Genomic DNA, 25,290 nt, shown 5'->3' with positions numbered 1-25,290 from the left:
CACCATGCGGCGGTGTGGAGAGTGTTCGCGCTTCGAGGATTGGCGGTGTCGGTTCGTATCTCGCTTACGCGGGTGCCATAATTCATGGGGTGCCCCCTATGACCCTTGATGCCCCTTGAAATTCCACCGTGTATACCCTTGGGCGCCATGGTTAAGGCACCCGCGTAAGCGAGATACGAAAAAACGGGGCCGAAACATCCGTTGTTTCAGCCCCGATGGGGTTGTTTTGCCTGTGTGTTCGCCCAGGATCAGTCGCCGCCCAGATCGAAGGCGGCCTGCTCGTCTTCACGGGAGTAGGTGCGGAAGGCCATCAGGGTCTGGGTGCCGACCACGCCGTCCACCTTGTCGATCCCCTCGGGGATCACACTCGTCAGGTCCTCGAAGTGGTCGGTGGACACCACGGCAACCAGATCCACGTCGCCCGCCACCGAATAGACGTCCTGCACGCCGTCGAGTTCGACGATGCGTTTCGCCGCCTCGCTCACCATGTCGCTTTCCGTGGTGATGAGCACAATCGCATCAGCCATGCTGCCTCCTTGTTCGTTACTGGTGGTGCCTCCTATGCTACGACGCGGCCTCAGCGTTCGGCAATCGGACCGGGCCAGTCGCCGGCCTCGGGCTCGCGGGCGGAGACCACTGCGGCCTCGGGTTCGCGCAGCACCGGGATCGTCTTCGGCTTGAACGGGAAGCGTTCGGCGCGCATCTTCTCGTAGGCCGCGATGTCGTCTTCGTGCTGCAGCGTCAGGTCGATGTCGTCGTAGCCGTTCATGAGGCGCCAGCGCACGTAGTCGTTCACTTCGAACGGCAGCACCACGTCGCCGCACGTCACGGTGCGGTCCTCGAGGTTCACCGTCATCTGGCGGCCCGGCTCCTCTTCGAGCAGCTTCCACAGCAGCTCCACGGACTCCTGCGGCATGATCGCGGCGAGCACGCCGTTCTTGGCGGTGTTGCCGTAGAAGATGTCGGCGAAGCGCGGCGCGATGACGACGCGGAAGCCGTAGTCGTGCAGCGCCCACACCGCGTGTTCACGCGACGAGCCGATGCCGAAGTCGGGGCCGGCCACCAGGATCTGCCCGTCCGCGTACTCCGGTTTGTTGAGCACGAAGTCCGGGTTGCGGCGCCACGCGTAGAACAGCGCGTCGTCGAAGCCGGTGCGCGTCACGCGCTTGAGGAACACGGCGGGAATGATCTGGTCGGTGTCCACGTTCGAGCGGCGCAGCGGCACGCCCGTACCGGTGAGAGTGGTGAGTTTTTCCATCGTTGAATCAACATCCTCTGTTCAAAAATCGGTCTGGATAAGCCGGGGCCATGCTCACAGGTCGGCCGGTGTGGAGATCGTGCCGCGCACGGCGGTGGCGGCGGCCACGGCCGGCGAGGCGAGGTGCGTGCGCGAGCCCTTGCCCTGGCGGCCTTCGAAATTGCGGTTCGACGTGGAGATCGAGCGCTCGCCCACCACGAGTTTGTCCGGGTTCATGCCCAGGCACATCGAGCAGCCGGCGTTGCGCCATTCCGCGCCGAACTCGGTGAAGATGCGGTCGAGCCCCTCCTCTTCGGCCTGCAGGCGGATGCGCGACGACGCCGGCACCACGAGCACGCGGTGGATCGAATCGGCCTTCTTGCGGCCCTTCATGATCTCGGCGGCGATGCGCAGGTCCTCGATGCGGCCGTTCGTGCACGAGCCGATGAACACGGTGTCCACCGGGATGTCGCGGATCGGCGTGCCCGGCTCGAGGCCCATGTAGGCGAGCGCACGCTCGGCGGCGGCGCGCTCGGTCGCGTCGGCGAAGTCCTCGGGCGCGGGGATGCTCGCGGAGATCGGCAGGCCCTGGCCGGGGTTGGTGCCCCACGTGACGAAGGGCTCGAGGTCCTCGGCGCGCAACGTCACCTCGGCGTCGAACACGGCGTCGTCGTCGGTCTTCAGCGTCTTCCAGTATTCGACCGCCTGGTCCCACAGCTCGCCCTGCGGCGCGTGCGGGCGGCCCTTGAGATACTCGAAGGTCGTCTCGTCGGGCGCGATCATGCCGGCGCGCGCGCCCGCTTCGATGCTCATGTTGCAGATCGTCATGCGCGCGTCCATCGAGAGGTTCTCGATGGCCTTGCCGCGGTATTCGAGCACGTGGCCCTGGCCGCCGCCGGTGCCGATCTTGGCGATCACCGCGAGGATGATGTCCTTGGCGCTCACGTCTTCGGGCAGGTCGCCCTCGATGTTGATGGCCATGGTCTTGAACGGCTTGAGGCTCAGCGTCTGTGTGGCCATCACATGCTCCACTTCGGATGTGCCGATGCCGAACGCGAGCGCGCCGAACGCGCCATGGGTCGACGTGTGCGAGTCGCCGCACACAATCGTCATGCCGGGCTGCGTGAGCCCGAGCATCGGGGCGAACGCGTGCACAATGCCCTGGTCCGCGTCGCCCAGCGGATGCAGGCGCACGCCGAATTCGCGGCAGTTCTTCTCGAGCGTGCTCAGCTGCGTGGCGCTCGTCTCGTCCGGGTTCGGCATGTCGATGTCTACCGTGGGCGTGTTGTGGTCTTCGGTGGCGATGAGCTGGTCCACGTGGCGCGGGCTTCGGCCGGCGAGGCGCAGGCCTTCGAACGCCTGCGGGCTCGTCACTTCGTGCATGAGCATCAGGTCGATGTACAGCAGATCGGGAGCACCGTCGTCACCCTTACGCACCAAATGATCAGCCCAGACTTTCTCGGCCAATGTCATTCCCATAGGTGGATCCTCCTCAGAGTATTCATAAGGCGCAGGGGCGTGTGTGGCCATGGCGTCGCCCAGCCCCGCGTTGTTCACGTCCATATAGCGTATGGGTTGATTAGTCAAGACTTCCGTAATGTGCCGGTATGTGAGATGTGGAGGTTTGATGGAGATACGTTGCACTGCTCAACCGTTGGAATGACAACGGTTTCACCGGTGTGGCAGCACGGTTTTGGAGCATTGGGCACGACTTTTAGACACATCGCTTTTGCATTTCAGAATGTGAGATGGCATAATTCAGTCATGACTTCAAATACGCTTTCCGCAGAATCCAAACAGCACACCGCCGCTGAGTCCACCACTGCTTCCCAAGCGGAAGCGGCACAACCGGCCGACAACGAGATCCACTCCGGCGTTGGGGTGCTCGACAAGACGGTCAAGATCCTCGACGCGCTCGAGTCCGGCCCCGCCACGCTCGGCCAGCTCGTGACCGCCACGAAGCTCGCGCGCCCCACCGCGCACCGCCTGGCGATCGCGCTCGAACGCCACCGCTTTGTGCTGCGCGACCAGCACGGCCGCTTCGTGCTCGGCTCGCGTTTCGCCGAGCTCGCGGCCGCCGCAGGCGAGGACCGCCTGCTCGCCGCGGCCGGCCCGATCCTGCAGACCCTGCTCGACCGCACCGGCGAATCCGCGCAGATCTACCGCCGCCAGGGCGAGCAGCGCGTGTGCATCGCCGCCGTCGAGCGTGCGAGCGGACTGCGCGACTCGATTCCCGTCGGCGCCATGCTGTCGATGGAGGCCGGTTCCGCCGCGCAGATCCTGCTCGCGTGGGAGGATTCCGACCGCCTGCACCAGGGCCTGCGCCATGCACGCTTCTCGTCGGCGAAGCTCGCCGCCGTGCGCAAGCGCGGCTGGGCCGAGTCGATCAACGAACGCGACGAGGGCGTGTGCTCGATCTCCGCGCCGATCCGCAACGCGTCCGGCCAGGTGATCGCCGCGATCTCGATCTCGGGCCCGAGCGGCCGCATGGGTTCGAACCCCGGCCACCGCTACGCGCCGCTCGTCATGGGCGCCGGCAAGTACCTGACCGACGCCCTGATCAAGGCCAGCGCCAGCCGCTGACCCGCATGCGTAGCGCGTGCGCACCACGTACCAACCACGTGCGCACTGCATACCTTCAAGGCACTACCCATATTTGCTACGGGTAGTGCCTTTTGTGTTACGGGTAGTGCCCTACGGCCGCACCCCCATTCAAAAATGGCCATATTCCGCCATTTCTACTCGGAACATGGCGGGAAAAGCACTACCCGTAGCAAAGAAGGCACTACCCGTAACGACTATTTGCCAACGATGGTTGGCAGCTACTTGCCGAGGATGGTTTTGGCGGCGGCATGCACGAAGCGGCTGAAGGCGTTGGGCTTGTGCAGCAGGTGCACGCCTTCGCTCTGCGACTTCGACTCCGCCGCCATGCCATACACATACGCCTTCTTCGCGCTTGGCTTGCCCACGAGCCGCCCGAACTCGAGCAGCTGCGTGCGCGGGTTGTAGGGGTGCCGGATGTCGAATTCGAACAGGCGCGCCGCGCGCCGCTCGGGAATCGGCCCGTATGACCCGAATCCGCATGTGGGACTGGCCACCATCGCCAGCCCACCAGACTGCCCCACAAATGCGTTGCGGTGGTCGTGCCCGGTGGCGATCGCGCAGTAGGCGCCGGTGCCGGTGAGGATCGCGAATTCGCCACTGTCGTCGTCCGGGCTGCTCACGCCTTCGCCCAAGTACCCGCCGGGTTCGGTCGCGCGCTCGTCGAGCACATAGTACTGCCCCGAAAACATGCGGTAGCCTTCCACCGCATGCGCCGCGGTGGACGCGACCGGCTTGAGCAGACGGTAATACTGCGGCAGCGCCGTGTGCTGGAACACCATCGACCGCACGCCCTGCCCCAGCTGCGCCGGCACCTGCCGCAGAAAACGCAGCGCACGCGGGCTCGGCGCGCCGTACCCGCCGGTCGGCGCGTAATCGCCCGAATCCACAAGCACAATGCCGAGCACCGTGGCGCCGCGCTCGTTCGCGACCGGCAGCGCGAACGTGCCCGACTCGCACGCGAACACCGTCTCGCGCGGCAACGCGGCCACGCGCTCCGGCACGCACACGGCGCCGTCCGCCGGCGGCGCAGGCGGGTTGACGCAGCCGTCGAACTCGCGGTAGAGCTCGTCGAGCTGCGCGTTGCTCAGTCCGCATTGAAAATCATGGTTGCCGTACGTGACCGCCCACGGCACGCCCGCGTCGATGAGTGGCTGCACGCACTGCCCGATGGACGCGCGCACCAGCTGGCGCGTGTGCGAGAGCGCGAGTTCGCGCCGCTGGGTGAGCGCCGGCGTCTTCCAGTGGCGTTTGCAATACGTCTCCGCGTAGGCGGGGTCATACCCGGCGATCTGATTGCCCGAGAAGACCACGAGGTCGGGCCGCGCGGTCTCGACCGCCGCGGTGATCAGGCGAATCGTGTCGCTTGAGATGTGCGGACCATCCTGCACATCAGCCAACTGCAACACACGGAATTTCCCCGAACGATGGAACTGCAGGCGCCCCAGACGCGCCGACACAGACAACGGCCGCGGCTGCTCCCCGCGGTCGACCGCATTGCTCTGTTCTCGCTCACTCATAGTTCCCACAGTAATGCACGCGCCCGTGCAGTGCACAATCTCCGCGGAAAACAAAAACCCCCGCCGTAGCGAGGGCTATTTGGCTGGGATGCCTGGACTCGAACCAAGAATGGCTGAACCAGAATCAGCTGTGTTGCCAATTACACCACATCCCAATTGGCAGGTCCATCACCGAAGATGATGAACTTCGTACCCCCAACCGGATTTGAACCGGTGTTGGCGCCGTGAGAGGGCGTAGTCCTAGACCGCTAGACGATGGGGGCATCATCTGTTGCTCCGTGAAGCAACAGATAGAAAATATACACATAAGCGCCTATCAGCGCAAATCACGGCGTGTCGGGCTTCATTCCGCGCTTCAGGCGGCCTGAATCTCAGCCAGATGCTCGCGCAGGTTGCGCAGGCGGGCCATCGAAACCGGCTTGCCCACGATCTCCATCGACTCGAAGAGCGGCGGCGAGACGCGGCGGCCGGACATCGCCACACGCACCGGGCCGAACGCCACGCGCGGCTTGTAGCCGGCGTCTTCGATCAGCGCCTTGTTGAGCGTCTCGTGCAGATTGTCGGTCGTCCAGTCCGCTTCCGGCACCGCGTCGAGCGCGGCGATCGCGGCGTCGAGCACCTCGCCCGCCGTGGCCTTGAGCTGCTTCTTCGCGTCGGCCTCCGGCGCGATGTAGTCGCTCGTCGACAGCAGCGAGCCGGCCATGCCGGCCACCTCACCGAGCAGGCGCACGCGCGGCTGCACGAGCGGTGCAGCGGCGGTGAGCACGCTGCGCTCGCGGTCGGTGAGCTCGTCCCAGTGTTCGGCGGAGACGACGCCATCGCGGAACAGGTACGGCACCGAGCGGTTCAGGAAGTCCTGCGGTTCGAGCATGCGGATGTGCTCGGCGTTGATCGAGACCGCCTTGTCGATGTCGAAGCGCGCCGGGTTGGCTTTCACATCGCGCACGTCAAAGGCCTTGACCATCTCGTCCATCGTGAAGATGTCGTTGTCGGGGGCGATCGACCAGCCCAGCAGCGCCAGGTAGTTGAGCAGGCCCTCCTTGATGAAGCCGTGGTCGCGGTGCAGGAACAGGTTCGACTCCGGGTCGCGCTTGGAGAGCTTCTTGTTGCCCTGGCCCATCACGTACGGCATGTGGCCGAACAGCGGCATCTGCTTGGCCACGCCCAGTTCCATGAGGTAGCGGTAAAGCACGATCTGGCGCGGGGTGGAGCTCAGCAGGTCCTCGCCGCGCAGCACCACGTTGATGTCCATGAGCGCGTCGTCGACCGGGTTCGTGAGCGTGTAGAGCGGGTCGCCGTTGGGGCGCACGATCACATAGTCCGGCACAGAACCGGCCTTGAACGTGATCTCGCCGCGGATCAGGTCGTCGAACGTGATATCTTCGTCGGGCATCTTGATGCGCAGCGCGGGCTGGCGGCCTTCGGCACGGAACGCGGCCTTCTGCTCCTCGGTCAGGTTGCGGTCGTAGCCGTCGTAGCCGAACGCCTTGGGGCGGCCGGCGGCCACATTGCGTGCCTCAATCTCTTCGGGCGTGGAGAACGACTCGTACGCATAGCCCGCGTCGAGCAGCTGCTGCGCCACCTTCTGGTAGATCGGACCACGCTCGGACTGGCGGTACGGGCCATGCGGGCCGCCCACCTCAATGCCCTCGTCCCAGTCGAGGCCGAGCCACTTGAGCGCCTCGATGATCTGGTTGAAGCTCTCTTCGGAATCGCGCTGCGCATCGGTGTCCTCGATGCGGAACACGAACGTACCGCCGGTGTGGCGCGCCTCGGCCCAGTTGAACAGGGCCGTGCGCACCATACCCACGTGCGGGATGCCCGTGGGCGAGGGGCAGAACCGCACGCGCACGTCGGCCGGCAGCTCCGGCTTCACATGCTCGCGCTCCTTCATGTCTTCCACGGAATCTTCGGGTTGGATGATCTTTGCAGCATCGGTGTCAGTCATGCTGTCCATTGTGGCGCGCGAACCGGACGTGCACGCACGCGATCACGCGCTGATCTCGGTGAGCACGGGCGTCTCAGTGCTCGTCTTGATCTGCTTGAAGCCGAGCAGTGCGATCGCGAGCGAAACGAGCGCGAGCGCGGTGACGACCATGAACCCGCCGTGCGAGCCGTTGCGGTCGATGAACACGCCGGCGATCGCGGAACCCGCGGATCCGCCGATCGCGTTCATCGCGCCCATCCACGCCATGCCTTCGGTGAAACGCGTCTGCGGCACCAGATGCAGCATGAGCTGGTTGCCGTTGATCCACGTGGGCGACTGGCACACGCCGATGATCAGGTAGATCACCATGATCACCCACAGGTGTTTGGCGAACAGGAACGACCCGATGCCCAGATTCACCACGGCCAGGCACACGTAGAAGCGCTTCCACAGCGGGATCGTCCAGTTCTTCGCGCCGTACAGCAGCGCGCCGGCGAGCGAGCTCACCGAGAAGCACGCGAACACGAAGCCGGTGTACTGTTTCATGTTCGCTTCGGTGGCGAACGCGACGATCGAGATGCCGGCGGCCGACTGGAACGCGCCCAGGCCGAACCATGTGACGCACACGGCGATGAGGCCCGGGCCCCAGATCGAGTCTTTCTTGCCGCTCATCGCGCGGTCGTACGCCTCGCGCGCCGCCTGCTGCACGGCCGCATCATCGAGCCCTTCGGATGTGGCGTGCACGCGCGTGTCATCCGCGGCGCTCTGCGCGCGCATCAGTCGCGCCTTCTCGTCTTCGCGCGCGCGGAATTCCTTGCGCGTCAGACCGGCTTCGCGCGCAAGCTGCGTCTGGCTCGGCGGGCATGTGGTGAACTCGGTGAGGAACATGAGCGCGCCGACGAGCACGCACAGGCCCGTCACCGAAAACGAGAGGACACCCGAGATGACGGCGAGCGTGGAGGCGAGCGGATTGCCCACGACCCACATCGCCTCGTCAAACACGCCCGAAAGCGAGAGCGCGCGGTTGACGCCCTGCCTGTCGCTGCCCATCAGGTACGTCCAGCGCGCGCGGCTCATCGCGCCCCACGGCGGCACGGCGGCCAGGAACGGCACGATACCGTACAGCACCGCCGGGTTGGCATGCGCGAGCACGCACGAGACGAACGACGTGGCGGCGACCATCCACACGACAATCGTCGGCACGGAGACGGCGCGCTGGCCGAAGCGGTCGACGAGTGTGCCCAGCACAGGGCTCAGCACGGCGCCCGCGATCGCCTGCACGGCGGTCAGTGCGCCGGCGAGCGCGTAATTGCCGTAGTACTGCTGCGTCATGATCGTCATCGTCATGCCGACCATCGGGAACGGCATGCACGCGATGACCGATCCGACGGCGAAGCGTGCGGTGTGTGGGATGCGCAATAGTTCGGCGTACCCGCCGAAGATGCGCTGTGCGACGTCGCGGACGCCGCTGAGGTGATTGGAGGCCATGGTGTGCCGCTCCTTTCTGCTCACGGTGTGTCCCGCGTGCGGTCGTCGCGCCGTTTTGCGTCACGGCTTGATTCCTTCCGCCCGCGGCCGGGTTGGGGTGGGATGTTCGTCGATTGACTTGTTGTGGTCGGGGTCGTCGGCGTGTACCGCCGTCGGCCGGCCGCCGTCTTCACGGTCCGTTGCGCGCGCGGACGCCGCCATGCGTGCCGCGCGCCGCCGCCACTGCGAAGCCGTGCCCGCACACATGGCCGGTTCGGCGTGCGCCTATGCGCCTATTCGCCTATGCCGATTGTGTGCCGGACACGGCCACATTAGTCGCACCCACCGGCGCGACACGCGGTGAAAACGGGCTGCTGTGTGATTTTCGAAAAATATCTCGAATGACTGAACCGCCCACAGGAACGGCGCCTATGCGCTATGCGGCGTGACGGCCTTTCGCCCCGCGGCCGGATGCGACCACGGCGAGGCACATGCCGGCCGCCAGAACTGCGAAGCCGAAGGCCATGAGATGCATGTCGCGCCCACCTGCGGAGGGCAGTGTGACCGTGGGGTCGGGCAGGTCACCCACCGTGAAGCTGGAGCTCGTGACGACCAGTGCCTTGTTGACCACATAATCCCGTAGGGTATTCAGCTTCGACGTCTGGTCGCTTGTACCCGCATTCGAGTCATCGGCGATATAGAAGTAATGTGGCGCATCATCCAGAAGGTACCCATTCGGGGCTGTCGTCTCCCATGCCACATACAGCGTGTTGACCTCGAGACCGGTGACTTGGTCCTCAGCAGCACTGCTTGCGCTGTCGGATTCCGTCGACATGAATTTGATGCGGCCGTTGGAGTCCGTGGTCGCTGTGCGGAACGTACCAGCACAGGTCCAAGGCTGCTGCCTCTTGCCGTCGGCACCGGTGCTATAGGTCATGGAAGCCGTGTTGCTGGTATCCACTTCGCAGACCTTGAACTGTGCCCCTGGCAGACGCGCTGTGCCATCTCCACTGCCATCTACCTTGGTCAGCACGGTCGCACCCTTGGCACCCATATCGGCTGAGGATTTGGCGATGGTGATGTACTGGGTGGTGTTGGATGCGCTGTTGCTGGAGCCTTTCATCTTGGCTGTGTTGCTGATCTGGAGCTGTTGACCGATCACGCCTTTGACCCGCACTTCATACCGCAGCCATACATTGGCGGTGTTCAGATTCCTATCCGCGTTCAACCGTGCGTCTCCCCGGATGCGGGCCGTCACTGTCTCGGTGCCATTATGGGTGCCGAACTGCAGGTTCAGATATTCGGCCCCCAATTTGTGGTCATCTATCTTCAACTCGAATGAACTGCGCACATATTCCGCATTCGGGGACCCCAATTGGTCTTCGAGCGTCAGCCACTCACCTGCATTGAAATCATACCCGCGGTTGTCCCGTATCTTCTTGGTATCAATGTCGACGGTGTACAGGATCTTGTTGTCGCTCAAGGGCTGCCCCCACTTGTTCAACCGCACATTGTCGCCCTTGGCGATCGTCGTGGTGCCGGAAGCCGCATAGCTTTGCCGATCGCCCAGATCGAAATCGATGCGGTTGGTCACCTGTTGTGTGCTGTTGTCTGCGAGCTGGGCGCCCTCCTGTGTAATGAACGTGTCGAATTCGAGCACGATGATCGAATGCCCTTGCACCGGGATGTGCGATTCATCGGCACCCGTCGTCGGATTCGTGCCTTTGATTTCCTTCAGTTCGACGTCCTCATTCTTGGGATCGCCTTGAAAATCCCAATTGGACAACGTATTGTCATTGGGAATGGTGAAGATGATCTGGCCACTGCTCTCGCTGTATGTGGCGCACGTCCCGCGCACACCTTTCTTATCTTCGCAGGTTCCATTCTGCGTGATGTTGAACACGTGCCACTGTTCGGCAGCCTCGTCGTTCTTGGTGCGTTCGTTCCACTCGGTAGGCCACGCTTTGACCTCCTTCGTCCCTCCCCTGCCATCGTCGATCTTCAGGGTGTCGGGATCAGGCATCGACACGAACCAACCGAATACAGGCTTGTTGGTGTTCAGATGCCATTTGTTCGAAGGCAATGTATCAGTGACCTTGATCTGCTTGACCTCTGACAGGTCCTTGATGCCGTTCATGCCTGGAATATCGACCTTGTAGGGTTTGCCATTCGGATCGGTGAGCCAATCACAGAACCACCATGATTTCACGCCGTTGGACCAGACGCGCCAATGCGCCGTCCATCCATCCATTGTCTGCCCAGGATGGTCGGGATCCGGCACCTGCCCGGCAACGGCGCTGTCTTTCCACCCGAGACCGCCATCGTTGTTGGCGCGGACCATCTTGCCCGCCGTGTTGCCCAATGCGAACTCGACATCCGTTTGGGGGACCTCGTAGTGCGGTGTTCCGTTGATTTTGTACATGAACTTCGCGTAATTATGGTACTTGTCCGGAGCGCCGTCGCACAGCGTGTTGTAGGTGATGCGCAGCTTCTTCGTGAAACGCCGTTCGCGATTTTTGAACACAACGCGGAAGGCCGGCGCACCGTCATGGTTGCCATAGGTGTCCACGGAGTTGCGTCCGCCATCGTGGTACCAGCCGCTGGGATAATCCGTCCCGCCGGGCAGTTCGCGGGCATCGGCGGCATAGCAGACATCCGCACGGTCATCGCGGGTCTCCTGCGTACACCCTCCATCGGGGTTGTTCCTGTTCGCCTCGACCACTGTATATTCGGCAGGGTCAATGACAGACCATTGCTCGCCTTCGTCCTGTTCCTGAAGTTTCAGATCGAGATAATCCTTGCTGTACCACATATGTTGTGTATTGCCATCCGAATTGCCGTGAATCCAGTCCTCGTACAGGAACAGATCGGTGATGTTCTTATAGTCTTTGGGATTGAAATCGATCTGCCACGGCACCTTGTAGACACCGCCCGCGACCTCCTCATATCCGTTCTCCGGTTTGGTCGATGTCTTCGTCAGCAGCTTATCGTTGAACTTGTCGCGTACCACCGCATCAACAGGGCCCCCTGGCTGCGGAGCGCAGTTACCCTCCGTGCATCGGAGTACACCTGTGTTCTTCAGTTCCAAAATATTGGGATCCGACACCGTCGTGTAATACACAATCGAGCAGGTCTTCCGCCCCTCACCCTCTGAGAATTTGGGGAACTGGAAGGTGAATCCTGAGGGATCGGCATTGCCTGAGGGATCGGCATTGTAGGCAAATCCCGAATTCTCCACATTGTCAACCCGCTGTGCCCCCTGCCAGTCGTAGTTGACGGTCACACCCGCTGTCTCGTCGTACTCATGCCCCTCGTGCAGAGTATCGACGAACGTGTAGTTGCTCAGATCGAATTTGTCGCTGGCGGTGTTGATCTGTACCTCCCACCGGATGCGTTTACTGCCGTTCTGACCGTATTCCCAGTTGCCGTTTTTCTGTACCCAGTTGTAATGGGCGGAGGGCACTTCCGGTTCGACCGTGCTGCTCACTTCATCATGGTCTTTCCACTTCCATGTCGCGGTGTTGCCGGCATTCGCGTAATGGTTGGAGTCATTGGGTTTCGTCGTGGCGAGTTTTGCATCTATCTGTGTTGTATAGGTTATCGTGTATGCGCCTTTGGGCAGGTATGGCGTCTCGGGATCCCCATGCCGGGGCAGCGACGATTGATCCAATGACACGTTTGCCACACGCCCAGCAGCATCCTCCACATAGTTGAACCTCGGTGTCCACGGTCCTTCCATACCGGCCATCGAAAAATCATCCTTGATCACCAACGCGTCCTGCGGCGTATCGGAGAATTCGAAATTGTCGAAATCGTCTTCGGCATTGAGCGTCACGGTGCACGTAGATTTCAGGCTGGCGACATCGGGTTTTGTGCAGCTTTTCTGCCCGGTGACGCCCCACGGTTCGCGCTGTACAGTAATCACTGTGCTGACGCCGGGGAACTCCCATGATTGTTTGCGCTCGTCGTCAAGACTGTCTGCCTTCCAGTCGGCATCGGCGGTGTACCTGAAAAAGAAACCGGTGTGTTTGTTGTTGTCCTTAACATAGGTACGGTCATAGGAGACCTGCAGCACAGCGTTGCCATTAGAGCCTTTCACGACCTTCATGGCGCCTACTGTCTGGCCACCGTCCTCAATCACATAGACCTTGGCATTGCCGCTGGAATCGGTAACGCCCTTCAATGAATCGTAGGCGACCGGCAACAGGTATTCCCAATCCAACCGATACTGCGACGGGTCATCTGGATGGCCATTATGGATGGCGTCGTCGGTGATGGTGATGTCGAGGTCGAATTTCAGGTTCGCGTGCGCTGGCAGCATGGGCGGCGTATTGAACTGTGTGTATTCCTGACCATTGACACGCAGCATCACCGTCGACTTCCCGGAGACGATTTCGCCTGCCGTCAATGTCCGGTACGCGGATGCAGTGTCACCGGCGGCATCGGATTGCGAGACCGCAGACGCGCCGTCTTGCGCCACTGCGGTCGTGCCCACCACGGGCAGGAAGACCAACGAGATAGCGACGGCGAGCGCGACTACAGCACGTTTCCAAGCGCAAACGCGCGTCTCTGATATACCGGCCTTGGCATCGCTCCTGTGCATAATCGCCATCGCTCCACTCCCGGCACGCTCTCCTCACCGTTGTGCCTGCTGCTCGAACATGCCGTATTGCACCCTGCAATATACGCTCAGAGAGTATATTAGTCAAACGAATTTACTTATTCTGCCTCTTTTTGAATACGCTTTCAGAAAATGCTTTGCGCGTCTCGCACGAAAACCTCACTATGTGACATAAACCGCCAAAATAGCGGTGTTTTCTCCACGCTCACGGTGCACATTTCATGCAACATGAGAGGATCGGGACAATAGTCATTTCACTTACTCATGCCGATATATTCACCACGGCCCATAACAGACTGGCAACGTTGTCACGGCGTGTCGTCGCCATGCCAGACGACCAGACAGATGGAACGCCGCAATCCCCATATTTACCGTCTGCACAGTACGGTAGGAGGCAGCACTTTCCGGGCACACGCAACAGCGCGAAGCGCCCGGAGAACCACACGCATCCAAGGAGCGCGCATGACGGCCACCACAATCAACTTCGTACGCCACGGCAAGGTCTACAACCCCAACCATGTGCTGTACGAACGGCTACCCGGATTCCACCTCTCCACATCAGGGCGGCGCATGGCGGAAACCACCGGCCGGTACATCGCGGCAAGCCCACAGCTCAACACCGCGACCGCCGTCTACTCATCGCCCCTCGACCGCACCCGCGAGACGGCGGACGCCATCCTGATCGAGCTGAACGCATTGCGCGACGAACGCGGGCAGGAACAGCTCGAACTGCTCACCGACAAACGACTCATCGAAGCGGGCAATGAATTCCGCGGCAAGCGCATCGGCCACGGCGACGGCGCGCTGTGGAAACCGGAGAACCTCAAACTCGTGCGCAACCTGTGGCGCCCCACATGGGGCGAAAGCTACCGGTCGATCGCCAGCCGCGTGCAGGATTTCGCGCTCGAAAAAGTCGACGAGCATCCCGGCGAGCAGATCATCGTCGTCTCGCACGAATCACCGATCTGGTCATACCGGCACATGCTCGAAACAGGCCACCCCGAGCACAACATGCTGCTGCGCAAGACGGCGCTCGCGTCGGTCACCTCCATCACCTACGACAACGCGACGCACAACGTGCTCGGCATCACATACGCGGATCCCGTCGCGCGGGCCGAGGCCGCGCGCGCATGACAACAGACAGTTTTCCAGGAGGCACAACATGGATCGAAACAACAATGTGAGCATCGAACAGATCGCGGCAATGCCCGCTGTACGGCAGGCGGCGCAGACAGGCGAGGAACTCGTGGGACTGTGGCCGCTCACAAGCGCCGCGCACATGGGTAACGACGCCCAGTATGCGGAGAACCTGCAGGTGCGGCTCAGCCGTACATTGGCGCAGGTCATGACGGGCGAGGCGGTCAGCATGCCCGACGCCGAGTTTGTGTATGAAGGCGCGGAGTCGATTCCCGGGCGGCTGCAGAGCATTGTTGATGCATTACTCGCGGCGAACGATGCGCTCGACGGGCTGAGCGAACCCGAGACGCCGCAACTGCTCGAAATGGCGCGCACGTTGGGCATCGAGTGGGATGAGCAGACGCAAACGGCCGTGGCGAAGACCGTGGACGGAGCGCTGTCGGCGCAGGACGGCGGGCTGGACGGCAAACCATTCGCGTGGCGGTTCGCCGCGGTCATCGCGTTGTTTGACGAGCTCATGCATGCCGCGCTGGACCAGACGGAAGCGCAATTGGGTGGCGCAGCGGCCCCGCATAGCGGCGGTGCGCCGACGGACCGCGTGATGGGCGTCGAACGGCTGGCGTTGCCGTTCGTGCCGTTCGCCAATGCATACGCGGAGGCGATCGGCGTGCCGGGCATATTTATGACGGCCGAACAATACCACGGCATCGTGACCGCCTACGCCACGCCGAACGGCAGCACCGACGCCGAAGACAGCGCCGCCGTGCTGGCGCAGGTGCTCGGGCCGCTCGCCGCGGCGGAATGGCGCAAACACCGCGAAGACGTGTTGTGGGATCCGGCCGAGGCGAAGAAGCGCGCCAAGGAAGAGGATGAGCGCAAGAACAAAGAGGCCTTGGCCGCCAAGTTCGCGCACATCAAGGACGACCCCACCAAGCCCGAAGTGGAGTTGTAGCGCTCTCCCCGCTACGGGTAGCGCTTCTCTCGCTACGGGTAGTGCTTCTAGCAGCGCACCTCGAGTAGAAACCGCCATTTTCCGAGGTTCCTACTCGGTCCCGCGGCGAAAAAGCACTGCCCGTAGCAGTTGGAACACTACCCGTAGCGAAGAAGATGCCGGCCCCCAACAAGAAATGCCGATTTCTGGAGAATCGCTGTTTGATGAAGGTGGCCAATGGACTGCGGAAAAGCGATGTTTTACCTGCCTTCCAAGCGTTGCTTGGCAAGCTGTTCCAATGTGGTTACGGGCAGTGTCATATATGTCCTGCCGGTCTGGCTTTTCAACGCGGCGCCTATACGGTCAGCCAACAACTGTTCAGCATCGGCAGAAGCAAAATCATTCCGCGTGACCTGCACATACCTCCACCCGGATTCCTCCAAGCGGTTCCTACGTACGCTATCGCGTTCCCACTGCGTTTGATGGAATACACCGTCGTATTCCACAATGGTTCTTTCCTTCACAAAGACGATGTCTCCGTAGTAGCACTCACCGGAATGCACTCGAATAGGATAATTCACTTCGAATTCCGGGAATCCACGCACGATGAGAAGGAGCATGAGACGCGCTTCCATCGGAGATGCCAATTTCTCGCGCATCAATTGCACGGCATACCGGGCATGCACAATGCCGCGTGGCGATCGACGCCGCTCATTGCATCGAACAAGACCGCCCGCATACTCCACGTGATCCTCAAAATCCGCCACGGCATACTGCTGGCCATGCAATGCATGCGGCATCATGATGCAACATCCCAGAGTCACCAGCTCAGGCAGCGACAGGAATGGAGACAGCATGAACCATGTGCCAAGAGGACCGACGCATCTGATTTCCGGCGTCACATCCACAACATCCACGGGCATGTTCACGCTGAAGAAGCGGACATTCTTCGCGTGGTAACGGGTGTTGCGCCGCGGCAGCAATGCATGGAACTCGCCCTCGTTGCCAAGCATCGCGGCGTACCGACGTGGGATGCGTGGGAGCGGGATGCCCAGAAGTTTCAAGGCGGTCATGTGGCAAAACACCAGTCGTGCCCCATTGTCTCTCCTGCGTTTACACAGCTTCCGACATTCGTCCAGTGTGCGGTCCGCGGTTGTCTCCAACAACTGCGTCATGGGTGTGGTCGGGTCATTCATTGTATGCATATATGTGTTCATGCGTCGACGGTAAGGTGCATACGCGGTTGAGCACCAGCTGAACACGACTATGTGTACAGGCGCCCCTATGCGCGTGTCGATGATTGCGGTATTGCTACGGGTAGTGCTCCCTTCGCTACGGGTAGTGCTTCGGATTGCAAGAGCCGGATAAAAATGGCGGAAAATGGAGGTTTCTACCCGATGCGTTGGTGGAAAAGCACTACCCGTAGCGGTTAGAACACTACCCGTAACAAGAAAAAAGAAACAGACAGACGCAAGGGCGGGCAAACACCCGGGGCACAGGCGGCGGCAACGACTACAGTGAGAAAGGGAGCGCGGCACAATCCGTGCCGCCGTACACAAGCATGCAAGGAGCAACCATGCCAGTCATTCACACCCATGTTTCCGTTCCGACCACGCAAGAACAGCGCGACACACTCAAGAACCTCTTCGGCCAGGCGATCACCGCGGTGCCCGGCAAGTCCGAAGGCTGGCTCATGTGCCTGTTCGAAGACAATGTGCCGATGTACTTCGGCGGCTCCGACGACGCCCCGGTCGCGTACGTCGAAGTGAACGTCTTCGGCACGTCCGTCCCGAAGAGCGCGTGGGAGAAGCTGACCCCGCAGATCATGGACGCCCTGCAAGACACGCTGAACGTGCCCGCCGACCGCACCTACATCCGCTACACAGGCACCGCCGACTGGGGTTGGAACGGCGGCAATTTCTGATATCCGCTCCGAGCGCATAGTTGAGTAGTGGCGATGGATTCCGATGAACCTGACGCCAACCCCACAACCACCCCACACAGGAACCACGTAATACAACACAAGGGCCGCAATCGTCCAACGATTGCGGCCCTACGGTCACGAGTCACAAAGCGCGCATGCGCGTACGGCTCACACGATCTTCGGCATCGGCGTAGTGAGCGACGTCGTCAGGTTCACATGCACGAGCCCCGCACCCGAATGCACGTCCACCTTCTTCAGCGTCACGGTGCGCTCGTCGGCCGGCGCGGTGTCGTCGTCGGTCATCGTCGCCGGCGACTTGACCGCAACGAGCGCGAGGTCGTCGAACGCGATGCCCGCGCTCTCACACAGCTCACGCGCCGCCTCGAGCGACTGCGCGAACCCGGCCTTCTCGACGACGCGCGCCTCGGGCACACCGTACGCGTTCTCACACACCCAGTGCAGATTGTCGATCAGGTCCATGCCCTTGTGGCTCGGCGGCGTCTCGAGCGGCTCGCCGTCGGTCACCGCGCCCACGAACTCGTCGAGCTGCGGCACAAGCGCGTCGCCGCCGTCGCGGAACAGGTTGCCGATGATCGGCGCGCGGAACCCGAGCCCGCTCGCCGTCTCGCGCAGCGCCGGCACCTGGTCGTCTTCGCCGGCCCACAGATTGATGAGCGGGAACGTGGGGATGTTGAGTTCTTCGAGACGTTTCACGTGGAACGGATAGCGCCACTGCAGCGCCGGATCGTCGCGCCACGTGGACGCGCGCGTCACCACGACTGCCGCGCTCGGCCACTGCGCGCCGTACTCGCGGCACGCGATGTCGAGCCATTTCTGCGCGCCGGCGTCGGCGCCATACCCGGCCTCGACGATCACGACGTCGTGCTCCGCGCACGCCATCTCCACGGAGACGAGCGAGGGGATGCCAATCGACACGTTGGCGAACGGGCCGCCGTGCACATACACCGGCGAGCCGTTGACGGTCTCGGTCTTGGCAGGCTTGACGGCGTCACCGAGGATGTCGGTGATGCGCCACAGGTCGATGAACTCGCCGAACGTCACGGCCTTGCCGTCCTTCGTGCCGGCGATCATCTTCGCCACGCGCTCGGCGATCTCGTCCATCGAGCGCGAAAGCACGACGATCTGCATGAGTTCGCACGTCGGCGTCAGCACGACCTTTTCGTGCACGTCGTTCTTGCCCGCATCCACCACGATCGAGCGCAGCGAGCGCGACGGCACTTCGGAGACGCGCGGCACGAGCACGTCGTCGAGCAGCCCGTCATCCACGGCTTTCTCCGCGAACGAAACAAGCAGGTTCTGCGCGGCTTCGATCGCGCCCATCTCACCGCACAGGCCCCAGTCGATGAGCTCGGGGTGGGTCAGCGACGCACTGCCACCGCCCGACGCGCCGCCCTTCGACCCGGCGGCGGTGATGCCCATGCTCGGCTGGCGCAGCACGGCGGCGGCGTCGATGCCACGCGCGTTGAGCGCGTCGATCAGTGCGATGGTTGTGGTGGTCTTGCCTTCGCCGCGCGACGCCTTGAGCGGCGTGTCCGCGGTGACGAGCACGACTTTGCCGTGCTTACGGGGAGCGTCAGGATGATTCTTGAGATAGTCCAGATAACCGAAGGCGTCGATTTTCTCTACCAGCCCGTAAGGCTTGGTGAATTGCTCGATGAGCGTCACTACACGTTCCTTTCCGCGGATGTTGTGCTGCCTTTTCAACATATCAGCACACCACGGCCGCGAGCCCGCGCGTGTCACTGTGCGAACAGTGCGCGCGGCCCCTCCCCTATGGCGGCTGTCCGTGGCTATCACCTAGCCACGGACAGCCGCACACACAGAGGCCCGGCCGCCCAGTAATCAGTTGTCGGAGCGGTTGTAGCCGTTGCGCATCTTCATGCTCACCGTGTAGAGCACGCTGTTGAGCAGGTCGTCGGTGCCATCCTTGAGCTGCGCCGCCATCTCGTCGTTCGCCTGCTCAAGCGCGGCACGCACATCGGCGTTGCGTACGGCGGCGATGATGTCCGCCGGTTCCATCGGCTCGATGTCTTCGGAGATATCGTCCGCCTCATACTGCTCGTCGAGCTTCTCTTCCGCCTGCGCATCGGCGCCGACGAGCTCGTCGACCCTCGCGTCCGCCGCCGCGACGATGCGGTTGCCGAGCGCGCCCATCTTCTGCTGGAACCGCTCCACCGCGGCGCTTGTCTCGGCGAACTGTGCATCGCACAGCGCGGCGATGATGCGGTTTTCCCAATACATGTTCTCGGTGGTGACGCGCGTGGTGGTGTCGCGCAGATACGCGGGCGTGTCGTCCACGTTCGGGAAGAACGGCACGAGCGCGTTGAACGGGTTGGACGCGTAGGTGAGCCACTGCACGGCGCGGTTGACCTGCGGGCGGTAGGAGCGGATCTGCATGACGGCCAGATGGTTCTGCCGGTTGATGCCGATCGGCCGGAACAGGTGGCGCGTCGCCTCGGTGCCAAGCGTGCCGTACGGGTCGTATTCGGTGCCCTGGTAGTGCGAGCTCAGCACGTATTTGATGTCTTCGACCGTGATCTTGCGTTCCGGCTGGCGCGCCCACGGAATGTCGTCGCCGGTCGGCTTGTGGTCGGCGTCCGGACCGTCCCAGACCTCGTCATACGGGTTGAAATACCGCTGCATGTACCATGCGCGCGGCGTGTTGTACACGTGGTCGGCGTCGGAGTGCGAGCCGAACGCCGAGCGCGGGTCGAACGCGGACAGCCCCTCCACCGAAAGGTCGAGGTGGTTGCGCGCGATGAATTCGCGCAGGTCGGCAGAGCACATGCAGGCCTGCTGTGCGCCGAACGCGTCATCGAGGTCGAACTCGTCGATGCCGAGCTGGTTCGGCATCGTCACATAACAGTCGTCGGGCACGCGCTTGGCGATCCAATGGTGGCCGCCCACGGATTCGAACCACCAGATCTCGTTCGCGTCACTGAACGCGACGCCGTTCGACTCGTACGTGCCGACTTCCTCGAGCAGTGCCCCGAGCCGTTCGACGCCTTCGCGCGCGGTCGTGATGTACGGCAGCACCACGGTCACGAAATCCTCTTCGCCCAAGCCCCCCGGCACCGCCGGTTCATAGCCGTCCTCGCCTTCCACGCCCTTCGCCGGCACGTATTCGACGAGCGGATCGGCGCCGAGCACGCGCTCGTTCGTGGTGATCGTCTCGGTCGCGCTCATCGCCACGTTCGCCTCGTTGACGCCGGCCTCGCCCCATTCGCCGATGTGCGGGTCGGCGTTCGGCACGGCCGTATACTGCAGCGGGTCATCCGGCAGCGCCACGGTCAGATGGCTCTGCACGGTGGTGTACGTGCGCGGCTGGTCGGCCGGCTTGACCACGGCAAAACGCTTCGGGTCGAACTCCCCGAAGCATGAATCCTCATTGCGCGCGATGATCGTCGATCCGTCGTAGCTGGCGTCCCTGCCAACCAGAATCGTTGTGCAGCTCATTGATGCTCCTCGTGTGTACAGCGGGTGGCGCCCCGTGCGGGGCGCAGTATACGCAGACACCTTAGAGCATTGCACGCCGGTACGCCCAGAGCAAGCCATCATGCGGATAGGGCGGCCGCACACGCACATGGCCCGCACACGCCGCGCATGATTGCGCGGATTGTGCGGGCCATGTGCATGCGGGCCTCGCGCGGTCCGGCGCGCGTGCGGATCAGAAATCGGCCATGCTGAACGCGTTCTTCATGTTGACGCTCGTAGCCTGCAATGCCGCGGCGATCATGGCCTGCGTCTGCTCCTTGAGCTGGCGCGCCATCGACTCGTTGGCGGCGGCGAGCACACCGCGCGCCTCGGTGTCACGCGTGGCGGTCGTGACCTCGGCCGGATCCATCGGCTCCACGTCCGCGGCAATCGCCTCGTCTTCGTCCTCAACCTCACGCGCGGCGGCACCGCGGGCGTCGCGGTCGCCAAGGCGCGCGAGCTGCTCGTCGGTCGCGAAGATCAGCTCATGGCCCGCCGCGGCCACGGTCTGCTTGTAGTGCGCGGTCTGTTCGACGGTGCCGGCGTAGTCGCTGTCGCCGAGCACGGCGAGCAGGCGGCTCGCCCAGTAGTAGCTGTCGAGTGTGACGGTGGGCGTGGTGTCGCTCACGTAGCCGGGCATCGCGTCGACGTTCGCGAAGAACGGCACGGTGGCGTTGAACGGCGTGGCGGCGAAGGTGATCCAGTGGATCGCACGGTCGGCCTGCGGCGCGTACGGGCGGATCTGCAGGATCGAGCGTTCGCATGTGCGGTTGATGCCGACCGGGCGGTACATGTGCCGCGTCGAGGCGTCGCCGCGCTTGCCGTACGGGTCGTATTCGGTGCCCTGGTAGTGCAGCGCGAGCGCGTAATCCACGTCTTCGATCGTGATCTTGTGGTCGGGCTGGCGGCACCACGGAATGTCGTCGGAGGCGGGCGTCAGGTCGGCGTCGGGGCCGTCCCATGCCTCGTCGAGCGGGTTGAAGTAGCGTTCGATCGCCCATGCGCGCGGTGTGTTGTACACGTGGTCCATATCGGAATGCGAGCCGAACGCCTCGCGCGGGTTGAATTCGCCGTCCGGGCCCCACCCGAGGTCCAGGTGGTGGCGGCGCATGAATTCGCGCAGGTCGGCGGAGCACATGTAGTCGTCCTGGTCGCCGAACGCGTCGTCGAGGTCGAAGTCGTCGATGCCCAGGCGGTTCGGGTTCACCACATAGCAGTCGTCGGGCACGCGGCGCGCGATCCAATGGTGGCCGCCCACGGTCTCGAGCCACCAGATCTCGCTCGAATCGCTGAATCCGATGCCGTTGCTCTCATACGTGCCGTATTCCTCGAGCAGCGAGCCGAGGCGCTCCACGCCTTCGCGCGCGCTGTGGATGTACGGCAGCACGATGGTGACGAGATCTTCCTCGCCAATGCCGCCGGGCACCGCGGGTTCGTAATCCGCGCTGCCTTCGGTGCCCTTCGCGGGCGTGTACGGTACGAGCGGGTCGGCGCCGAGCACACGCGCGTTCGAGGTGATCGTCTCCGTGGCCGTCATGGCCACGTTCGCCTCGTTGATGCCGGCCTCGCCCCACACACCGGCGGAGGTGAACGAGTTCGGCGTCTCGGAGTACTGCAGCGGCTCCGGCGGCAGGTCGATCGTCAGATGGCCGTTCACGCTGGTGTAGGTGCGCGGCTGGTCCTCCGGCCGCACGATGATGAGTTTCTTGTTGTTGAACGAACCGGGTTCGTCGTCTTCGTTGCGGGCGATGATCGTGGAGCCGTCGTAGCTGGCCCCCTTGCCCACAAGGATCGTTGTGCACGCCATGTTCAAGCCTTCCTGCGTGTGTGCCCTGCGTAGAGGCACGTACTAGTACGCAGTTCTACAACGGCCAGATGGGAACATGGCTGCACAACCATGGAATTATCCCGCAAGAGAACATGCGGGCGACAGGCAACGGTGAATCAGGCCTTGCCGATGAGCATCACGCCACCGGCGTCGCACACGGACTTGCCGCGTTCGAGCCCGTGGAGCAGCTCGTTGAGCCAGAAGCCCTGTTCCAGGCCTTCGACCGGCTCGCTCGTGCCCCACACCTGCAGCGCATACTGGTGGTCCTTGTCCGGCGGCTGCGGACCGTTGTAACGCTCGATGAGCGCCGGCGCGGAGCCGCGGTTCAGGAACGGCGAGGCGGAGGAGTTGCGGCCCTGCAGTGCCTCGGGCACCATCGAGGGCAGCGAGCGCGAGAAATCGGCCGGAATCGACAGCGCATGCGCGTCGCTCGGGTCGAACATGATCGCGTCGACCGGCAGGTTCGCCACGGTCCAGTGGATCCATTCGAACCCGCACACGGGGATGGAATCCGGATCGCTGAACTCCCAGTGCAGGTACTTCGCACGCGGGTTGAGCTGGTCGATGGTGAAGGGGAACGACACGCACGGCACGGAGTCGACGCGTGCGTCTTCAGGCGCGTCCTTGGCGTACGCGCTGGGGATGATGGAAAAATCTGCGGTGATCAGCATGTTCCCAGTATGGCGCATGGGCTGGCCACCCGGGGGCGCACCGGCGTTTCCAGTGCGCCCCACGGGCATGTCAGCGGGCTCACTCGCCCAGTTCGCACCACTGCGGCGGGTTGTAGAAATCGCCGTTGAGCGCCTTCGCGGCGATCTGCCGCGCCTCTTCGAGCGTGTGCTGCGCGAGTTCCGCGCGCACGTCGTCGAGGGCGACCGGGGTCATCGACAGCGAGTTGACGCCGAGGCCCGCGAGCACGACGGCCAGATCCGGGTCGGCCGCGGCCTCGCCGCACACGCCGACCGGCATGCCGTTCTTGTTGCCGGCTTCGCAGATCATCTTGATGACGCGCAGCACGGCCGGGTGCCATGCGGTCTGGTAGTTCGAGACGGAGCCGAGCGTGCGGTCCGCGGCGAGCGTGTACTGCGTCAGGTCGTTCGTGCCGATCGAGACGAAGTCGGTGACCTGCGAGACCTTGTCGGCCATCACGGCGATCGACGGCACTTCGGCCATCGAACCCACGAACTTCAGGCCGAAGCTCTTGCCAAGCTTCGTGAAGTATTCGGCCTCCCATTCGTCGGCCACCATCGGCGCCATGACCCACAGGTCGGCGGCGGTCTGTGCGTCGGCTTCGGCGAGCGCCTTGAGCTGGCCTTCGAGCACGGCCTTGTGCTGCGCGAGCGTGCGCAGGCCGCGCAGGCCGAGGGCCGGGTTCGGCTCGTCTTCGGGCGTCAGGAACGGCAGCGGCTTGTCGGCGCCGGCGTCGAGCAGGCGGATCACGACCTTCTTGCCGGGGAATTGCGCGAGCAGTTCGGCGTAGGCCTTCGTCTGCTCCTCCACGGTCGGCGGCTCTTCGTTGCCGATGAACAGGAACTCGGTGCGGAACAGGCCCACGCCTTCCGCGCCGTATTCGAGCGCCGTCTTGGCGTCCGACGGCTTGCCGACATTCGCGAGCAGCGGAATGCGGTGGCCGTCCTTGAGCTGGCCGGGCTGGCCGCGCAGTTCCTTGGCTTTGTCGGCGCGCAGTTTCGCGTCATGTGCGGCGGCGAGCTGTTCGTCGGTCGGGTCGGTCGTCACTTCGCCCTTGGCGGCGTTGACGATCACGGTCTCACCGTCGGTCAGGTCCACGGCTTCGGCGGCCGAGACGACGGCCACGATGCCGCGCGCACGGCACAGGATGGCCGTGTGCGACGTGGGGCCGCCTTCCGATGTGACGATCGCAAGCGTCTTGTCCAGGTCGAGGCTCGCGGTGTCCGCGGGCGAAAGGTCCTTGGCCACGAGCACGAACGGCGTCTCGCTCTGCGGCACGCCGGGGGCCGGCCGGCCCATCAGTTCGGCGATCACGCGCTGGCCCACGTCGTGCAGGTCGGCGGCGCGCTCGCCCTGGTAGCCGCCGATCTGGCGGAACATCTCCTCGACCTGGCCGAAGCCTTCGAGCACGGCGCGTTCGCCGGTCTTGCCGTCGTCGACCATCTTCGCGATGTTCGCGGCGAGCGCAGGATCGGAGGCGAACATGGCCACGGCCTGCAGGATCTCGGCGGCCTGCTTGGTGCCTTCGTCGCCGTTCGCGGCTTCCTGCGCGCGGCGGTTGAGGTCGGCGTTCACCGCGGCGAGCGCCTTCGTGACGCGCGCGTTCTCCGCTTCGGCGCTCACCGACGCGGCACGCGGCTCGTCCTTCGGCTCCGGCAGCGGATCGGCCATACGGAGCACTGGGCCCACGGCCACACCACGGCCAATGCCCACACCTTTGAGAATCATTTGGGAACTCCTTCCATCCCACCCATTCCCGCACGCGCGTCGCACACACCGCGGCCGCGGCGCACGCCTGCGCGCGGCTCGACGCGAGCGGCGCGGGAATCCAGTGAATCGATCGTCAGCAATTTTACTCGCGCGCGGCCGCGTGGGGCCGTTTTCCGGTCTCAGCTAATCGCGCGTGCGCCCA

General features: G+C 63.4%; 17 protein-coding genes and 2 tRNA genes. 4 read left to right on the top strand and 15 right to left on the bottom strand.

Translation table 11 applies throughout. The features are described 5' to 3' along the window. Nucleotides 1-248: 248 nt before the first annotated feature. The 3 genes from PG2093B_RS01235 to leuC are packed head-to-tail and all read right to left on the bottom strand — an operon-like array spanning nucleotide 249 to nucleotide 2,716. On the bottom strand, nucleotides 249-527 hold the full coding sequence (locus tag PG2093B_RS01235; protein WP_129896794.1) for an Lrp/AsnC ligand binding domain-containing protein: 279 nt from the start codon (nucleotides 525-527) through the stop codon (nucleotides 249-251). A 50-nt stretch (nucleotides 528-577) separates the two neighbouring features. Further along, nucleotides 578-1,258, bottom strand: a complete 681-nt coding sequence (gene leuD, locus PG2093B_RS01230; RefSeq protein ID WP_129896793.1) for a 3-isopropylmalate dehydratase small subunit — start codon at nucleotides 1,256-1,258, stop codon at nucleotides 578-580. Between the two features lie 54 nt (nucleotides 1,259-1,312). Beyond that, entirely contained in the window at nucleotides 1,313-2,716 is a 1,404-nt protein-coding gene (gene leuC / locus PG2093B_RS01225) for a 3-isopropylmalate dehydratase large subunit (protein ID WP_129896792.1), read from the bottom strand. Nucleotides 2,717-3,001: 285 nt separating this feature from the next. Here leuC and PG2093B_RS01220 point away from each other — a divergent pair, with 285 nt between their 5' ends. Beyond that, a complete protein-coding gene (locus PG2093B_RS01220; protein WP_129896791.1) occupies nucleotides 3,002-3,820 on the top strand; it encodes an IclR family transcriptional regulator in 819 nt (272 codons plus the stop codon). Between the two features lie 239 nt (nucleotides 3,821-4,059). On the opposite strand, the gene PG2093B_RS01215 is transcribed toward PG2093B_RS01220, so the two are convergent. From PG2093B_RS01215 to PG2093B_RS01190, 6 genes are all read right to left on the bottom strand, one after another. Then, on the bottom strand, nucleotides 4,060-5,358 hold the full coding sequence (locus tag PG2093B_RS01215; RefSeq protein ID WP_129896790.1) for a metallophosphoesterase: 1,299 nt from the start codon (nucleotides 5,356-5,358) through the stop codon (nucleotides 4,060-4,062). A gap of 80 nt (nucleotides 5,359-5,438) precedes the next feature. Next, a tRNA-Gln gene (locus tag PG2093B_RS01210) sits at nucleotides 5,439-5,513 on the bottom strand. Between the two features lie 35 nt (nucleotides 5,514-5,548). Continuing rightward, a tRNA-Glu gene (locus PG2093B_RS01205) sits at nucleotides 5,549-5,621 on the bottom strand. Between the two features lie 92 nt (nucleotides 5,622-5,713). After that, nucleotides 5,714-7,252 carry a glutamate--tRNA ligase gene (gene gltX, locus PG2093B_RS01200; protein ID WP_129896845.1) on the bottom strand — a complete coding sequence of 513 codons (1,539 nt, stop codon included), beginning with the start codon at nucleotides 7,250-7,252 and terminating at the stop codon, nucleotides 5,714-5,716. Between the two features lie 96 nt (nucleotides 7,253-7,348). Next, nucleotides 7,349-8,773, bottom strand: coding sequence for an MFS transporter (locus tag PG2093B_RS01195; RefSeq protein WP_129896789.1), 1,425 nt, complete (start codon nucleotides 8,771-8,773; stop codon nucleotides 7,349-7,351). Nucleotides 8,774-9,188: 415 nt separating this feature from the next. Continuing rightward, nucleotides 9,189-13,355: a prealbumin-like fold domain-containing protein gene (locus tag PG2093B_RS01190; protein WP_129896788.1), complete on the bottom strand. Its 4,167-nt coding sequence runs from the start codon at nucleotides 13,353-13,355 to the stop codon at nucleotides 9,189-9,191. 480 nt (nucleotides 13,356-13,835) lie between these two features. Here PG2093B_RS01190 and PG2093B_RS01185 point away from each other — a divergent pair, with 480 nt between their 5' ends. Beyond that, nucleotides 13,836-14,507 carry a histidine phosphatase family protein gene (locus PG2093B_RS01185; protein ID WP_129896787.1) on the top strand — a complete coding sequence of 224 codons (672 nt, stop codon included), beginning with the start codon at nucleotides 13,836-13,838 and terminating at the stop codon, nucleotides 14,505-14,507. A gap of 28 nt (nucleotides 14,508-14,535) precedes the next feature. Then, nucleotides 14,536-15,462, top strand: coding sequence for a hypothetical protein (locus tag PG2093B_RS01180; protein WP_129896786.1), 927 nt, complete (start codon nucleotides 14,536-14,538; stop codon nucleotides 15,460-15,462). A gap of 239 nt (nucleotides 15,463-15,701) precedes the next feature. Here PG2093B_RS01180 and PG2093B_RS01175 read toward each other — a convergent pair whose 3' ends face one another. Beyond that, complete coding sequence (locus PG2093B_RS01175) at nucleotides 15,702-16,514, bottom strand: DUF559 domain-containing protein (protein ID WP_165369666.1); 813 nt, start codon at nucleotides 16,512-16,514, stop codon at nucleotides 15,702-15,704. Nucleotides 16,515-17,017: 503 nt separating this feature from the next. Between PG2093B_RS01175 and PG2093B_RS01170 the strand changes: the two genes are divergently transcribed. Further along, nucleotides 17,018-17,365: a phenylpyruvate tautomerase MIF-related protein gene (locus tag PG2093B_RS01170; RefSeq protein WP_095507386.1), complete on the top strand. Its 348-nt coding sequence runs from the start codon at nucleotides 17,018-17,020 to the stop codon at nucleotides 17,363-17,365. A 168-nt stretch (nucleotides 17,366-17,533) separates the two neighbouring features. Here PG2093B_RS01170 and PG2093B_RS01165 read toward each other — a convergent pair whose 3' ends face one another. The 5 genes from PG2093B_RS01165 to ptsP form a co-directional block, all read right to left on the bottom strand. Continuing rightward, nucleotides 17,534-19,051 (bottom strand): formate--tetrahydrofolate ligase, encoded by a 1,518-nt coding sequence (locus PG2093B_RS01165; protein WP_129896784.1) that lies wholly within the window; start codon nucleotides 19,049-19,051, stop codon nucleotides 17,534-17,536. 177 nt (nucleotides 19,052-19,228) lie between these two features. Further along, entirely contained in the window at nucleotides 19,229-20,842 is a 1,614-nt protein-coding gene (locus tag PG2093B_RS01160) for a C69 family dipeptidase (RefSeq protein ID WP_129896783.1), read from the bottom strand. A 211-nt stretch (nucleotides 20,843-21,053) separates the two neighbouring features. Further along, the gene (locus PG2093B_RS01155) at nucleotides 21,054-22,667 is read right to left on the bottom strand and encodes a C69 family dipeptidase (protein WP_129896782.1); all 1,614 of its coding nucleotides are present in this window, start codon (nucleotides 22,665-22,667) and stop codon (nucleotides 21,054-21,056) included. Nucleotides 22,668-22,804: 137 nt separating this feature from the next. Next, nucleotides 22,805-23,359 (bottom strand): YbhB/YbcL family Raf kinase inhibitor-like protein, encoded by a 555-nt coding sequence (locus PG2093B_RS01150; RefSeq protein WP_129896781.1) that lies wholly within the window; start codon nucleotides 23,357-23,359, stop codon nucleotides 22,805-22,807. 79 nt (nucleotides 23,360-23,438) lie between these two features. Next, nucleotides 23,439-25,106, bottom strand: coding sequence for a phosphoenolpyruvate--protein phosphotransferase (gene ptsP / locus PG2093B_RS01145; RefSeq protein WP_129896780.1), 1,668 nt, complete (start codon nucleotides 25,104-25,106; stop codon nucleotides 23,439-23,441). Nucleotides 25,107-25,290: the final 184 nt, after the last annotated feature.

Origin of the sequence: Bifidobacterium pseudolongum subsp. globosum, from assembly GCF_004155535.1 — a bacterium.
Lineage (GTDB): Bacteria > Actinomycetota > Actinomycetes > Actinomycetales > Bifidobacteriaceae > Bifidobacterium > Bifidobacterium pseudolongum_C.
Note: the sequence above shows the minus strand (reverse complement) of the source record. Positions and strands in the feature narration are given on the sequence as shown.

Excerpts from the sequence above, each read along its gene's own strand:
- PG2093B_RS01195 (WP_129896789.1), bottom strand. The coding sequence starts at position 8,773 with ATGGCCTCCAATCACCTCAGCGGCGTCCGCGACGTCGCACAGCGCATC.
- PG2093B_RS01170 (WP_095507386.1), top strand. The coding sequence starts at position 17,018 with ATGCCAGTCATTCACACCCATGTTTCCGTTCCGACCACGCAAGAACAG.
- PG2093B_RS01175 (WP_165369666.1), bottom strand. The coding sequence starts at position 16,514 with ATGACCGCCTTGAAACTTCTGGGCATCCCGCTCCCACGCATCCCACGT.
- PG2093B_RS01220 (WP_129896791.1), top strand. The coding sequence starts at position 3,002 with ATGACTTCAAATACGCTTTCCGCAGAATCCAAACAGCACACCGCCGCT.
- PG2093B_RS01215 (WP_129896790.1), bottom strand. The coding sequence starts at position 5,358 with ATGAGTGAGCGAGAACAGAGCAATGCGGTCGACCGCGGGGAGCAGCCG.
- PG2093B_RS01185 (WP_129896787.1), top strand. The coding sequence starts at position 13,836 with ATGACGGCCACCACAATCAACTTCGTACGCCACGGCAAGGTCTACAAC.
- PG2093B_RS01190 (WP_129896788.1), bottom strand. The coding sequence starts at position 13,355 with ATGCACAGGAGCGATGCCAAGGCCGGTATATCAGAGACGCGCGTTTGC.
- PG2093B_RS01155 (WP_129896782.1), bottom strand. The coding sequence starts at position 22,667 with ATGGCGTGCACAACGATCCTTGTGGGCAAGGGGGCCAGCTACGACGGC.
- PG2093B_RS01150 (WP_129896781.1), bottom strand. The coding sequence starts at position 23,359 with ATGCTGATCACCGCAGATTTTTCCATCATCCCCAGCGCGTACGCCAAG.
- leuD (WP_129896793.1), bottom strand. The coding sequence starts at position 1,258 with ATGGAAAAACTCACCACTCTCACCGGTACGGGCGTGCCGCTGCGCCGC.
- PG2093B_RS01235 (WP_129896794.1), bottom strand. The coding sequence starts at position 527 with ATGGCTGATGCGATTGTGCTCATCACCACGGAAAGCGACATGGTGAGC.
- ptsP (WP_129896780.1), bottom strand. The coding sequence starts at position 25,106 with ATGATTCTCAAAGGTGTGGGCATTGGCCGTGGTGTGGCCGTGGGCCCA.
- PG2093B_RS01160 (WP_129896783.1), bottom strand. The coding sequence starts at position 20,842 with ATGAGCTGCACAACGATTCTGGTTGGCAGGGACGCCAGCTACGACGGA.
- gltX (WP_129896845.1), bottom strand. The coding sequence starts at position 7,252 with ATGAAGGAGCGCGAGCATGTGAAGCCGGAGCTGCCGGCCGACGTGCGC.
- PG2093B_RS01180 (WP_129896786.1), top strand. The coding sequence starts at position 14,536 with ATGGATCGAAACAACAATGTGAGCATCGAACAGATCGCGGCAATGCCC.
- leuC (WP_129896792.1), bottom strand. The coding sequence starts at position 2,716 with ATGGGAATGACATTGGCCGAGAAAGTCTGGGCTGATCATTTGGTGCGT.